This is a genomic window from Nocardioides flavescens (assembly GCF_009823805.1).
Lineage (GTDB): Bacteria > Actinomycetota > Actinomycetes > Propionibacteriales > Nocardioidaceae > Nocardioides > Nocardioides flavescens.
Map to the genome: position 1 here is coordinate 1 of NZ_WUEK01000010.1, position 12,796 is coordinate 12,796.

Here is a 12,796-nt window from a genome sequence, read left to right on the forward strand (position 1 = left end):
TCGTCCAGCCGGCACGCCGTACCTAACGTCCGTGGATGGAACAGCTAGCGCGACCTCCTCGACCACCGGGCCAGCGGCCCGGTCGTTGAGGAAGGGACGAAGTCCTGTCTCGAAACGACGTCCCGTTGTGCGTGGTTTCGAGACGGTCGCTAGCGCGACCTCCTCAACCACCGGCAGGTGGGCTCAGGACCCGTCGCTCACGCTCTCGGCGTAGTCGAGGCCGCAGACGCGCAGCACGCGCTGGGCGACGGTGCCGTCCTCGGCGACGAAGGTGATGTCCGTGCCGTTGCGGCGGGCGCCGGCCTGGGAGGTGGCGAGGACGCCGACGGCCGAGCTCGGCAGGAAGTCGACCTGGCTCAGGTCGATGGTCAGCGGAGTGCTCAGCTGCTCGGTGGTGCTGGCGATGAGCTCGCGCAGCTCGACCGTTGCGGGCTCGTCGAGGTCACCGTGGGCGACGAGGAGTCGCCGGGACTCGTCGAGGTCGTAGCGGAAGCCGGGAGAGTTCACGACCGCAGACTATCCGGCACCCCCGACGGAGCAACTCACCCGGTCCCGCATCGACCGGGTGCCGCCCGTCACACGTCGGTCACACGTCGGTCACACGTCGATCGTGAGGGCGACGTCGATCTCGTCGCCCAGCTCCACGCCTTCGGCGCGCCGCACCCAGAGCTTGAGCGGGACGGCGTAGGAGCCGTCCTTGGGCCACAGGGACGTCGTCCACGTCGTCGCGCCCAGGGTCACGGTGACCGGCACCATGCCCCAGCCGTAGGTGACCGCGCGGGCGACGTCCTGCACCACTGCGGCGTCGTCGTCGGGCAGGCGCACGAAGTGGTGCGGCGCGGGGCCGCGCCAGGAGAAGACCGGGGCCGTGAACCGCAGCTCCACGCGGCGAGCGTACGCCGATCCGGGACTCGGTCGGCGCAGGTCAGCGCTGGTCCTGCCGACGCACGAAGACCTCGCGGGTCAGCATCAGCACGGCGGCGGCGGTCGGGATGGCCAGCAGCGCACCGACGACGCCCAGCAGGGCGGCGCCGACCAGCGCGGCGATGACGGTGACCGCGCCCGGCACGTCGACGGCCGACGACATCACGCGCGGGTAGATCACGTAGTTCTCCAGCTGCTGGTAGAGCAGGTAGAACACGATGCACGCGAGGCCGAGCGTGGGGTCCTCCGCGAAGGCGATGGCGGTCACCACGACGGCCCCGATGGTCGCGCCGATCATCGGGATGACGTCGAGCAGCGCCACGACGAAGGCGAGGGCGACGGCGTACTCCCCGAGGCCGATGACCATCAGGAAGACCAGCGAGGACAGGCCCGCGCACATCGCCACGACGAACGCGCCGGAGACGTAGCCGCCGACGCTCTCGAAGATGCGGTTGCCCAGACGTGTCACGCGGTCGCGTCGCGACGCCGGCGCCAGGCGGTAGAGCGCGCCCTTGGTCGCCTCGAGGGAGGAGAGGAAGTAGAGCGTCAGCACGAGCACGATGAAGCCGTTGAACAGCGCGCCCAGCACGGCGAGCCCGATGTCGAGCGCGCCGCCGAAGAGTGTCGTCACGAACGACCCGCCGGTGACGTAGTCGCGGATCTTGTCGATCACGTCGTACTCGCGGTCGAGCTCCTCGACGGTGCTGTTGTGCTGCAGCTGGTCGAGCCACCCGGGCGCCTGCGTGGTGATCGAGGCGACCTGCGAGGTGATCACCGGCACGATCGCGAACAGGAAGAGGGCGAGCGCGGCCAGCACGCAGAGGATGACCAGCGTGACGGCGTAGCTGCGGCGCAGACCGCGCCGCTCGAAGAAGCTGACGGCCGGGTTGAGCCCGGCCGCCAGGAACAGCGAGACGACGATGAGCATCAGCGTCGAGCCGATGGCCTGGATGTTGGTCGCCACCCAGAAGGCCAGCAGGGCGCCGACGGCGCCGACGAAGCCCACGAAGAAGGGCGCCCGGTGGTCGAGCGGCGGGCCCGGCTCGCCGAGGTAGGCCGGACCCGCGACCGTCCCGGTCTCGGTCGAGCTGGGTGAGGAGGACCGGCTCTCGTCGTCGGCGGGGACGGGGGCGGGCTCAGCCATACCCCCGGGGTACCCCATCGTCAGGGGGACCTCGTCAGCAGAGCTCAGCTGTCGTCGTCGGCGAAGCCCGCCACGACGTCGCGCAGCGAGGCCAGCTGAGCGGTGATCGCGTCGCGCCGCTTGGCCAGGCGCTCGACCTCGGCCTTCAGGACGGCGACCTGACGCTCCTTCTCCGCATCGCCGCTGGCCTGGATGGACTCGGCCTGCGCCTGAGCCGCCTTGATGACCTGCTCGGCCTCGCGGCGGGCCCGGGAGACGATGCCCTCCGCCTCGCCCTGCGCGGCCTCGCGGGCCTCGGCGGCCTGGGTGCTGGCCTCGCGGGCCCGCTCCTCGGCGGCGCTGGCGCGCTGCTCGGCCTCCTCGACGAGGCGGCGGGTCTCGGCGAGCGAGCTCTGGTGGTGCTCGGCCGCCTCGCGGGCGAGGCGCTCGCGGTCGACGGCCAGCATCCGCTTGGCCTCCTGGACCTCGCGGTCGACGGCGGCCCGGGCCTGCTCGGCCTCGCGCTGGGCGCCCGTGAGCAGCTCGCTGGTCTCCTGCTGGGCGGCCAGGCGCACTTGGTCGGCCTCGCGCTTGGCGCTGGCGAGCAGGTCGTCGGCGTCGCTGCGCGCGCTGGCGCGCTCGCGCTCGGCCTCGGTGAGGATGCGGGTGCGCTGGTCGTCGAGGTCCTTGACCTGCACGATCCGCATGTCCTCGGCCTCGCGCGCCGCGTCGGCCCGCATCGCGTGGGCGTCGCGCTGGGCCTGCTCGCGGATCTCCTCGGCGTCGCGCTGGGCGACGGCCCGCATCTCCGCGGCCTCCTCCTCGGCCAGGCGCAGCATCGCGCTGGCGCGGCCGCCCAGGCCGGCGTACGACGGGCTCTGGTTCTCCTCGATCTGGGTGCGTGCCCCGGCCAGCTCCTGCTCGAGCTGGCGAGCGCGGGCCTCGCCGCGCTCGATCCGGCTCAGCAGCTCGGCCTGCTCTCCGGCGAGCTGGCGCAGCCGGGTGTCGACCGCGACCTTGTCGTAGCCGTTGCGGCGCACGGTCGGCAGCGGGGGCGGGGGCGGCAGGGTGGGCCCGCCTGCGGCGGCAGGCGCAGCGGGGGCCGAGGAGGTCGGCGCCGGCGGAGGCATCACGGGTCGGGCCGCTGGCTGGGGCGCGCGGGTCGGGACCTGCACGGTCGGCTCGCTGTGGGCCGCGACCGCGGGGGAGTCGGCCAGCGCGGGGATGCGCTGGGTGCGCTCGGCGGCCGGGTCGGAGCCGGTCTCCGGGCTCTCGGGGGTGGGCTCCTCGGCCGTGTCGTCACCGAAGATCGACAGCCCGCGCGGCTCGTCCTGGGCGGGGGCGGTCGGCTTCGCGCCGCCGGCGGCGCCGCCCTGCTGTGCTCGATTTCCCTGGGTGCTCATGGGTCGGCCGAGCTCCTTCGCAGTCGGGTCACGTGACGGCGCCCATCCTTGCCGATCGGACAAGGAAGCGCACACCGGCACCCCGCTCGTGGGGACGAGGTGCCGGTGTGGTCGCACCCGGTCGGTCAGACCCCGCGGAAGCGGTTGATCGCGCTCTCGTGCTGGGCCCGGAACTCCGGGTCGCGCACGCCGAGGCCCTCCTCGGGAGCCAGGCACAGCACGCCGACCTTGCCCTGGTGGGCGTTGTGGTGGACGTCGATCGTGGCCTGGCCGACCTCCGTGAGCGGGTAGGTCTTCGAGAGCGTGGGGTGGATCTTGCCCTTGGCGATGAGGCGGTTGGCCTCCCACGACTCGCGGTAGTTGGCGAAGTGGCTGGAGACGATGCGCTTGAGGTTCATCCACAGGTAGCGGTTGTCGTACTCGTGCATGTAGCCGCTGGTGGAGGCGCAGGTGGTGATGGTGCCGCCCTTGCGGGTGACGTAGACGCTGGCGCCGAAGGTCTCGCGGCCCGGGTGCTCGAAGACGATGTCGATGTCCTCGCCGCCGGTGAGCTCGCGGATGCGGGCGCCGAAGCGCTTCCACTCCTTCGGGTCCTGGGTGCGCTCGTCCTTCCAGAACCTGTAGCCCTCCTCCGAGCGGTTGATGACCAGCTCGGCGCCCATCGAGCGGGCGATGGCGGCCTTCTCCTCGTTGGAGACGACGCACACGGGGGTGGCGCCGCCGTTGAGGGCGTACTGGGTGGCGAAGCCGCCGAGACCACCGGAGGCGCCCCAGATGAGGACGTTGTCGCCCTGCTTCATCTGGCCGCCGTTCTTGGACACGAGCTGGCGGTAGGCGGTGCAGTTGACCAGGCCCGGCGAGGCGGCCTCCTCCCAGGTGAGGTGGTCGGGCTTCGGCATCAGCTGGTTGGCCTTGACCAGCGCGACGTCGGCCAGGCCGCCGAAGTTGGTCTCGAAGCCCCAGATCCGCTGCTGCGGGTCCATCATCGAGTCGTCGTGACCCATCGGGTCCTCGAGCTCGACCGACAGGCAGTGGGCGACGACCTCCTGGCCCGGCTTCCACTTCGTGACGCCGGGGCCGGTGCGCAGGACGACGCCCGCCAGGTCGGAGCCGACGACGTGGTAGGGCAGGTCGTGACGCTTGGTCAGGTCGGAGAGGCGGCCGTAGCGCTCGAGGAAGCCGAAGGTCGAGACCGGCTCGAAGATCGAGGTCCAGACGGTGTTGTAGTTGATCGCCGAGGCCATCACGGCGACCAGGGCCTCGCCGGGACCGAGCTCGGGGAGGGCCACCTCCTCGACGTGGATGCTCTTGCGCGGGTCCTTGTCCCACGACTCCTGGCCCTCGAACATGTCGACCTCGTCCTTGCGGACGAAGGCGGCCCGGTAGGACTCGGGCAGGGGCAGGTGGGCGAACTCCTCCGCGGGCGTGTCGCCGGCGAGGACGGCATCGAGGATCTGCTGCATGGCTGGAACCTACCGATCGGTAACGAGGGGCGGGACGGGTTGTGAGGTAGTCGTCAGTGCTGGATCAGTGCTGGACCATTGCTGGATCAGTGCTGGGAGTCGGCAGCGGGCTCGACGAGCTCGACGAGCACGCCGCCCGCGTCCTTGGGGTGCACGAAGTTGATCCGGGAGCCGGCGGTGCCGCGACGCGGCTCGTCGTAGAGCAGGCGCAGGCCGCGCTCGCGCAGGGTCGCGCTGACGGCCTCGACGTCCTCGACGCGGTAGGCCATCTGCTGGATGCCGGGACCCGAGCGGTCGAGGAACTTGGCGATCGTCGACTCGGGGGAGAGGGGGGCGAGCAGCTGGATGCACGAGCCGCTCTCGCCGACGCGCATCATCGCCTCGCGCACGCCCTGCTCCTCGTTGGTCTCCTCGTGCGCGAGCTCCATGCCGTAGGTCTCGCGGTAGAAGGCAATCGCCTCGTCGAGGTCGGCGACGGCGACACCCACGTGGTCGATGGCGGTGAACAGGCTCGACGTGTCGGAGGTCATGCTCGGCATGGTTACAGAGGATTAACCTGGTGAGTAAGGTCGATCACCAGCCTCGTCGAGAGGCGTTCGTCACGTCGGCAAGACGGCCCGAACGCCCAGCCGACCACCCAGTCCCACCTCTGGAGGACCCGTGCCCGACAACCCGTCCGTGATCGTCGCCGGCGCTCGTACGCCGATCGGCCGCCTGCTCGGCGGCCTGAAGGACCTCAGCGCCGCCGACCTCGGCGCCGTCGCCGTCAAGGGCGCGCTCGAGAAGGCCGGGGTCTCCCCGGAGCAGGTCGACTACGTCATCCTCGGCCAGGTCATCCAGGCCGGCGCCGGGCAGAACCCCGCCCGCGGTGCCGCCGTCGGCGCGGGCATCCCGATGAGCGTCCCGTCGATCACCATCAACAAGGTGTGCCTGTCCGGGCTCAACGCCATCGCGACGGCCGACCAGATGATCCGCGCGGGCGAGGTCGACATCGTCGTCGCCGGCGGCATGGAGTCGATGACCAACGCCCCGCACCTGCTGCCGAAGTCGCGCGAGGGGTTCAAGTACGGCGACGTGCCGCTCGTCGACTCGATGGCCTACGACGCCCTCTACGACCAGCTCACCCAGCAGGCGATGGGCCTGCTGACCGAGGAGATCAACGGCGCCGCGCAGAACCTCACCCGCGAGGAGCAGGACGAGTTCGCCGCCCGCTCGCACCAGCGGGCGGCCGAGGCGTGGAAGAACGGCGTCTTCGACGAGGAGGTCGTGCCGGTGCCCGTGCCCCAGCGCAAGGGCGACCCCGTGATGGTCGGCACCGACGAGGGCGTGCGCGCCGACACCACCGCGGAGTCGCTCGGCAAGCTGCGCCCGGCGTTCCGCAAGGACGGCACCATCACCGCCGGCACCTCCTCGCAGATCTCCGACGGCGCCTGCGCCGTGGTCGTCATGAGCAAGGCCAAGGCCGAGGAGCTCGGGCTCACCTGGCTCGCCGAGATCGGTGCCCACGGCATGGTGGCGGGTCCCGACTCCGGCCTGCAGCTGCAGCCCGCCAACGCCACGGCGCTGGCCTGCCGCAAGGAGGGCATCGAGCCCTCCGACCTCGACCTCGTCGAGTTCAACGAGGCCTTCGCGGCCGTGGGCATCGCCTCGGCCCGCGAGCTCGGCATCGCCGACGACAAGGTCAACGTCAACGGCGGCGCGATCGCGCTCGGCCACCCGGTCGGCATGTCGGGCGCCCGCGTGGTGCTCCACCTCGCGCTCGAGCTGCAGCGCCGCGGCGGCGGTGTCGGTGCCGCTGCGCTGTGCGGCGGCGGTGGCCAGGGCGACGCCCTCATCGTGCGTGTCCCGGCAGCGTCCTGATGTAGGAGACCTGGTGGAGCGGGCCCGGGGCGGTGAGCCCCGGGCCGTCGCTCGCCTGGTCTCGATGGTCGAGGACGCCTCGCCGCAGCTGCGCGAGGTGATGACCGCGCTCGCGCCGTACGCCGGACGTGCGCACGTCGTCGGGCTGACCGGCCCGCCGGGGGTCGGCAAGTCGACCTCGACCAACGCCCTCGTGGGCGCGTTGCGCGCCCGCGACCTGCGGGTCGGGGTGCTCGCCGTCGACCCGAGCTCGCCGTTCTCGGGCGGTGCGCTGCTTGGCGACCGGATCCGGATGTCGGACCACGCCCTCGACCCGGGGGTCTACATCCGCTCCATGGCCTCGCGCGGTCACCTGGGCGGGCTGGCGTGGAGCACTCCCCAGGCCATCCGGGTGCTCGACGCCGCCGGCTGCGACGTGGTGCTCGTCGAGACCGTGGGCGTGGGTCAGAGCGAGGTCGAGGTGGCGGGCCTCGCCGACACCACCGTCGTGCTGCTGGCGCCCGGAGCTGGCGACGGCGTGCAGGCGGCCAAGGCCGGGATCCTCGAGATCGGCGACGTCTACGTCGTCAACAAGGCCGACCGCGAGGGCGCGGAGCAGGTGCGGCGCGAGCTGCGCACCATGGTCGGCCTCACCGCGCGCGCCGACGACTGGAAGCCGCCGGTGGTGCTGACGGTCGCCGCCTCCGGCCAGGGCGTCGACGACCTCGTCGAGGCGCTCCAGGGCCACCGGTCCTGGCTGGGGGAGTCGGGTCGTCTCGCACAGCGGCGGGCGCGCCGGGCCCGCGACGAGGTGGAGGCGATTGCCGTGGCCGCGCTGCGGTCGCGCTGGGAGGGCGTCGGCGGCCACGCCGACCTGGACCGGCTCGCGAGCGGAGTGGCCGCGGGGGAGCTGGACCCCTACACCGCCGCCGACCGGCTGATCGGCTGATCCGGCGAGGCCGCCGCGCGCCGGCCGACGGCCCGGGGGAGCGTGACCCGCAGGCAGGCGCCCTCGCGGACGTCCTCGACGGAGATGGTGCCGCGGTGGCGCTCGACGATGCGGCGGCAGATGCCGAGCCCCAGACCGGTGCCCTCGAAGCGGCCGGCCCGCTCGACGCGGTGGAACGACTCGAAGATCCGCTGGCGCTGGTCGGCGGGGATGCCGATGCCGTTGTCGGCGACGCAGACCTCCACGGTGAGCGCGTCGAGCTCCTCGACGAGGACCATCACCCGGGGCCGGACCCCCGGGGCGACGTACTTGCAGGCGTTGGCGACGAGGTTGTCGAGCACGATCCGGATCAGCTCGCGGTCGGCGAGGGCGGTGCCGGCACCGAGCACCTTGATGACCGGCGGCTCGGCGTCGTCGGTGCGCAGCTCGCGCAGCGCCGCGACGTCGCTGGCCAGGGCCACCAGGTCGACCGCCTCGGGCTGCAGGGTGCGGTCGCGGGCGAGGGTGTAGTCGAGCAGGCCCTTGATGAAGTCCCGCATCCGAGCGGAGGCGACCCCGATGCGCGTGGTCATCGGCAGCAGGACCTCGGGGGTCAGCTGCTCGCCGTGGCTGACGGTGTCCGTCAGCACCTCGTTCCACGCCTCCACCACGCTGAGCGGGTTGCGGAGGTCGTGGGCCACGTGCCCGGCGAACGTCGCCAGCGCGTCCTGGCGCAGCCGGTCGCCGGTGATGTCGTGGTAGGTCACCAGCACCCGCGGCTGACCGCCGAGCTCGGCGGGCGGCAGCGCCTCGGCGTTCATCCGCAGGTAGCGCAGCACCGAGCCGTCCGGGCGGCGCAGCTCGAAGTCCTCTCCCTTGATGACCTGACCACGCAGGGCGCGTCGGTGCGGTGAGTTGTCGTCGGTCACCCGCGTGCCGTCGAAGTGGTAGAGCTGGATCTCCTCCGCCGGCCGGGTCGGGCCCGAGGTGCCGGCCTCGAAGTTCTCGAACAGCTCCTTGCCGGCCCGGTTGATCATGAGCACGTGCGACTCGCCCTCGAAGAGCGCGATGCCGTCGTCGACCTCGGCGAGGACCTGGTCGAGCATGGCCAGGCGCGACTCGGCCAGCGCCTCGGCGGCGATGAGCTGGGCCCGGGCGATGGCCAGGACGAGCCCGGTGCAGGCCGTGACCATCACGAAGAGCTGGGCGACCACGGCCCGCTGGTAGGGGTCGTCGATGGTCACGGCGAAGACGCCGTGGCCCTCCAGGGTCGCGATCAGCGCGAACGTCCCGCTGGCCAGGGAGTACGCCGCCACGGCCGCGGCGGAGAAGCGGATCCCGACCCAGGCGACCACCACGAACAGCACGAACGTGAGCGGCAGGCCCTCGAGCACGACGAAGCAGGTGACGTTGAGCGCCACGGCCGTGACGAGGAGGAAGCCGAGCTCGATGCGCCGGGCGGGGCTCGTGGTGAGCCCGCCGCGGACCCAGGCCGCGACCCGGCGCTCGCGCCAGGCGCGGTGGAGCGCGGGCCCGAGGAGCAGCCCGAGGGCGCCCACCGCGGTGATCGTGGCGGTCGAGCGTCCCCACCGGGTCAGGAACGCCGCCAGGTCGCCCGAGGGCAGGCCGGCCAGCCACTGGGTGCCGGTCGCGGTGGCGGCCATCGCGAGCGCGCTCGTCACCGCGGCGGCCACGAAGGCGGCCAGGTCGCGCAGGGCCCAGTCCTCGCGCCCGCCGTGCGGCGCGAGCCCGGGGGCGAGGCGACGCAGCACCACCACGAACGACGCGGCCTGGGCCAGCAGCACCAGCGGGCTGGTGACGACCAGCAGGAGCGGGAGCCCGAGTCGCTCGCCGATCAGCAGTCCCACCACGCTCAGCGCGGCGAGGTCGTAGGGCAGGGTGCGCCGGGTGCCGAAGGCGAACCACAGGACGACGACGGCCGCGTTGGGTGCCACGAGGCTGAGCGGGACGTCGTGGAGCGTGGTGTGCACGCCGATCTCTCCGGCCAGCGCGCAGAGCAGCCCCCAGACGATCGCGCGGCGCGTGGGCTGCACCCAGTGCGGCGTGGGGCGTCCCATGGCCGCGCGGGTCTCAGAGCTGGTAGACGGCAGGTCGTGTGCTCGGCTGCGGGCGGACCGGCCGGCGCTCCGCCTCTGCCGGGCCTTGTCCAGCCCCTGCGCGGGGCCGTCGACGGGGCCATCCAGCAGGTCGGTCACCCGCTCAGTATCGGGGGCCTGAGTCTCGTCTGTGGGGACAACGAGGGAAGTGGTGGTCAACGGGGGCGGGGCTGACGCCGCCATTTGCCGTTGATCAGCGCTTCCCTAGGATTTCGGCCATGACGCAGCGACCCTTCTCCCGACCTGGCGCCATCGACCTCTCCGGTCTCGCTCGCACCCCCGGACCGGGGGCGGGAGCCGGTCCGGCGGGCGCGGGGGCCGGGAGCGCGAGCGGTGCCGGCGCAGCGGCGGCCGGCGGTGCGTCGTACTGGCTGGACGTGACGCAGGAGAACTTCCAGGCGACGGTCGAGGCCTCGGTGACCGCACCGGTGCTGCTCGTCTTCTACTCGCCGTCGCGGATGCCCGAGAGCGCTCAGATGGCGCGCGACCTGGCGACGGTGGCCGAGGAGTTCGAGGGGCGGTTCCTCGCGGGGCTGGTCGACATCGACACCCAGGCCGCGATCGCCCAGGCGGTGCAGCTGCAGCAGGTGCCGTTCGTCTTCGCCGTGATCGACGCCCGCCCCCAGCCGCTCCTGCAGGACCTGCTCGGGCTCGACGACCTGCGCGCCACGATCAACCAGGTGATGCAGCAGCTCACCGCCCAGGGCATCACCGGGCGCCACCAGCCCCGTCACGCCGGCCCGGCCGACGGCGCCGACGACGACGAGCAGCTCGACCCCCGCTACGCGCCCGCCCAGGACGCCCTCGCGGCCGGCGACGTCGACCGTGCCGTCGCGGAGTACGAGAAGCTGCTCGCGGCCAACCCCGCCGACGCCGAGGCCGCCGCCGGGCTGGCGATGGCCAAGGTGCTGCAGCGCACCGCCTCCGTCGACCCCGCGGCCGCGCGGGCCGCGGCCGACGGCGCGCCCGACGACGTCGCGGCCCAGACGCTGGCCGCCGACCTCGACCTGCTCGACGGTGACCTCGACGCGGCGTTCTCCCGCCTCGTGGAGCTCGTGCGGCGCAGCGCCGGTGACGACCGCAACGCGGCTCGCGAGCACCTGCTCGGCCTCTTCGCCGCCGTCGGCAACGACGACCCCCGCGTGCTCAAGGGGCGTCAGGCCCTCGCCTCGGCGCTGTTCTGACACCTGCTGTCCTGACGGCCCCCGCACCCGCCCGGTCCCCCCGACGCGGGGCGGGTGCGGAGGTGTCACGTCCGCAGCCCCGCCCTCGGTGCTCCGCGGTGGTCAGCCGGAGCGCCGTCCCCGTCGACCGGGGCTGCGGCTCACAGCCTGGTCGGACGGGAGCCGGGGGAGTGTCGGCTGCCTGACACCCGGGGCGACGGACCGCCGACACCCGGCAGCGCGTGCGACCCGGCGTGGTGTCATGGGGCCGTGCCGTGGCCGCTGCTGACCAGCCTCGACGAGACCGAGCGGCGCGAGCTCCTCGAGCTGGCGCGGCGACGCTCCTTCGCCCGGCACGAGGTCGTCTGCCACGCCGGCGACCCGGCCGACTCCCTCCACCTGGTCGAGAGCGGACGCCTCGCGGTGCACGTGTCGCTGCCGTCGGGCGACTCGGCGATGATCAACGTGCTCGGCCCGGGCGACTACTTCGGCGAGCTGGCGCTGCTCAGCGAGGACGGTCAGCGCACCGCGACCATCACCGCCCTCGAGCCGGCCACCACCCGGGTGGTCACGGCCTCGGCCTTCCGGCGGCTGCGCGAGACGCGGCCCGCCGTCGAGCGCACGCTCACGGCGTTCCTCGCCGGGCGCGTCGACGAGCTGAGCCAGCGCCTCATCGAGGCGATGTACGTCGGGCTCGACCGGCGCCTCTACCGGCGCCTCGCCGAGCTGTGCGAGACCTACGGACCGGGGGAGCCGCGGGTCGTCGTACCCCTCACCCAGACGCAGCTGGCCGACCTGACCGGCGGCACCCGGCCGACCGTCAACCAGGTGCTCCAGCGCCTCGCCGAGGCCGGGCTGGTCTCGATCGCCCGGGGCCGGGTGGAGGTGCTCGACGTCGCCGCGCTGCGGCGGCGCGGCGGGCTCTGACTCAGCCCCGGCCGCTCTCGGTGTAGGCCGGTGCGCCGGCACCCGCGGCCAGCGTGGCCAGCGCCGACTCGATGCGGCGGGCGGTGAAGTCGGTGCAGCGCTCGCGGGCCTCGTCGAGGGTGCAGAAGACCGCGTCGCGGATCTCGCTCTCCTGGCGCACGATCGAGCCGGTGATCGAGGCGTCGTGCTCGCCGCCGTCGAAGACGAGGCACAGCGCGTCGTCCCACCCCGACCACGGGGGCAGCCAGTCGGTCAGCAGCAGGCGACCGGCGTCGATGGTGAGGCCGAGCTCCTCCTCGACCTCGCGCGCCACGGCGACCTGGGGTGACTCGCCGACCTCGACGACGCCGCCGGGCAGGTCCCAGTCCTGCTTGTAGGTGAGCCGGCACAGCAGCACGCGGTCCTGGCCGTCGCGCACCAGCATCTGGGCGATCGCGCGCTTGCGCGGCAGGAACGAGTTGAGCAGCGCCCGGAACGCCCCCGGCTCGCTCAGCGGCGGGTCGGTCGCCAGCCGCGCCAGCACGACCTCCTCGGCCTCCTCGGGCAGGCGGGTGACCCCCTCGCGGCGCAGCCCGGACCGGGTCGCGACCCTCAGCGCCGCGCTCTGCTCGGCGTCGACCCGGGCCTCGACCCGGTCGAGCCCGAGGCCGTTCTGCGCGCGCTCGGTCAGCGCCCAGTCGACGAGCATCCGCACGGCCCGGGTGGCGTAGCCGCGGCCGCGGGAGCGCTCGTCGAGCTCCCAGGTCAGGGCCCCGTCGGTCGCCACCGCGACCCGGCCCACCGCTGCACCGTCCACCTCGACGGCGAACGCGGCGCTGCCGTCCGCCTGGTCGTCGTCCGGTCGGAGGGTGACCGTGCCGTCGGTGAGGTCGGGCAGGTGGGTCACGTCCTCAGGCTAGCCAAGCCGTC

At 73.2% G+C, this 12,796-nt stretch carries 12 protein-coding genes; 4 read left to right on the forward strand and 8 right to left on the reverse strand.

Going from position 1 to position 12,796, the window contains the following annotated elements; translation table 11 throughout:
* Positions 1–183: 183 nt before the first annotated feature.
* The 6 genes from GRQ65_RS15610 to mce form a co-directional block, all read right to left on the reverse strand.
* A complete protein-coding gene (locus GRQ65_RS15610) occupies positions 184–507 on the reverse strand; it encodes an STAS domain-containing protein (RefSeq protein WP_160878922.1) in 324 nt (107 codons plus the stop codon).
* Between the two features lie 90 nt (positions 508–597).
* The gene (locus tag GRQ65_RS15615) at positions 598–885 is read right to left on the reverse strand and encodes a DUF1905 domain-containing protein (RefSeq protein ID WP_160878923.1); all 288 of its coding nucleotides are present in this window, start codon (positions 883–885) and stop codon (positions 598–600) included.
* A 40-nt stretch (positions 886–925) separates the two neighbouring features.
* On the reverse strand, positions 926–2,068 hold the full coding sequence (locus tag GRQ65_RS15620) for an AI-2E family transporter (protein WP_237448370.1): 1,143 nt from the start codon (positions 2,066–2,068) through the stop codon (positions 926–928).
* Between the two features lie 44 nt (positions 2,069–2,112).
* Complete coding sequence (locus GRQ65_RS15625) at positions 2,113–3,450, reverse strand: coiled-coil domain-containing protein (protein ID WP_160878925.1); 1,338 nt, start codon at positions 3,448–3,450, stop codon at positions 2,113–2,115.
* 125 nt (positions 3,451–3,575) lie between these two features.
* Entirely contained in the window at positions 3,576–4,913 is a 1,338-nt protein-coding gene (gene ccrA, locus GRQ65_RS15630) for a crotonyl-CoA carboxylase/reductase (RefSeq protein WP_160878926.1), read from the reverse strand.
* Between the two features lie 86 nt (positions 4,914–4,999).
* Complete coding sequence (mce, locus tag GRQ65_RS15635; protein WP_160878927.1) at positions 5,000–5,443, reverse strand: methylmalonyl-CoA epimerase; 444 nt, start codon at positions 5,441–5,443, stop codon at positions 5,000–5,002.
* A 130-nt stretch (positions 5,444–5,573) separates the two neighbouring features.
* On the opposite strand from mce, the gene GRQ65_RS15640 reads away from it, so the two are divergent.
* On the forward strand, positions 5,574–6,773 hold the full coding sequence (locus tag GRQ65_RS15640; RefSeq protein WP_160878928.1) for an acetyl-CoA C-acyltransferase: 1,200 nt from the start codon (positions 5,574–5,576) through the stop codon (positions 6,771–6,773).
* Entirely contained in the window at positions 6,754–7,701 is a 948-nt protein-coding gene (gene meaB, locus GRQ65_RS15645) for a methylmalonyl Co-A mutase-associated GTPase MeaB (protein ID WP_160878929.1), read from the forward strand. Before GRQ65_RS15640 ends, meaB begins: the two co-directional genes overlap by 20 nt.
* Here the strand turns inward: meaB and GRQ65_RS15650 are convergent.
* Positions 7,671–9,758 (reverse strand): sensor histidine kinase, encoded by a 2,088-nt coding sequence (locus GRQ65_RS15650; protein ID WP_160878930.1) that lies wholly within the window; start codon positions 9,756–9,758, stop codon positions 7,671–7,673. The genes meaB and GRQ65_RS15650 overlap by 31 nt on opposite strands.
* Before the next feature lie 257 nt (positions 9,759–10,015).
* Between GRQ65_RS15650 and GRQ65_RS15655 the strand changes: the two genes are divergently transcribed.
* Together GRQ65_RS15655 and GRQ65_RS15660 are read left to right on the forward strand one after the other, a co-directional pair.
* Positions 10,016–10,981: a tetratricopeptide repeat protein gene (locus GRQ65_RS15655; RefSeq protein ID WP_160878931.1), complete on the forward strand. Its 966-nt coding sequence runs from the start codon at positions 10,016–10,018 to the stop codon at positions 10,979–10,981.
* Positions 10,982–11,230: 249 nt separating this feature from the next.
* Positions 11,231–11,887: a cyclic nucleotide-binding domain-containing protein gene (locus tag GRQ65_RS15660; protein WP_160878932.1), complete on the forward strand. Its 657-nt coding sequence runs from the start codon at positions 11,231–11,233 to the stop codon at positions 11,885–11,887.
* Position 11,888: 1 nt separating this feature from the next.
* Here the strand turns inward: GRQ65_RS15660 and GRQ65_RS15665 are convergent, their stop codons facing one another.
* On the reverse strand, positions 11,889–12,773 hold the full coding sequence (locus tag GRQ65_RS15665; protein WP_160878933.1) for a GNAT family N-acetyltransferase: 885 nt from the start codon (positions 12,771–12,773) through the stop codon (positions 11,889–11,891).
* Between the last annotated feature and the right edge of the window lie 23 nt (positions 12,774–12,796).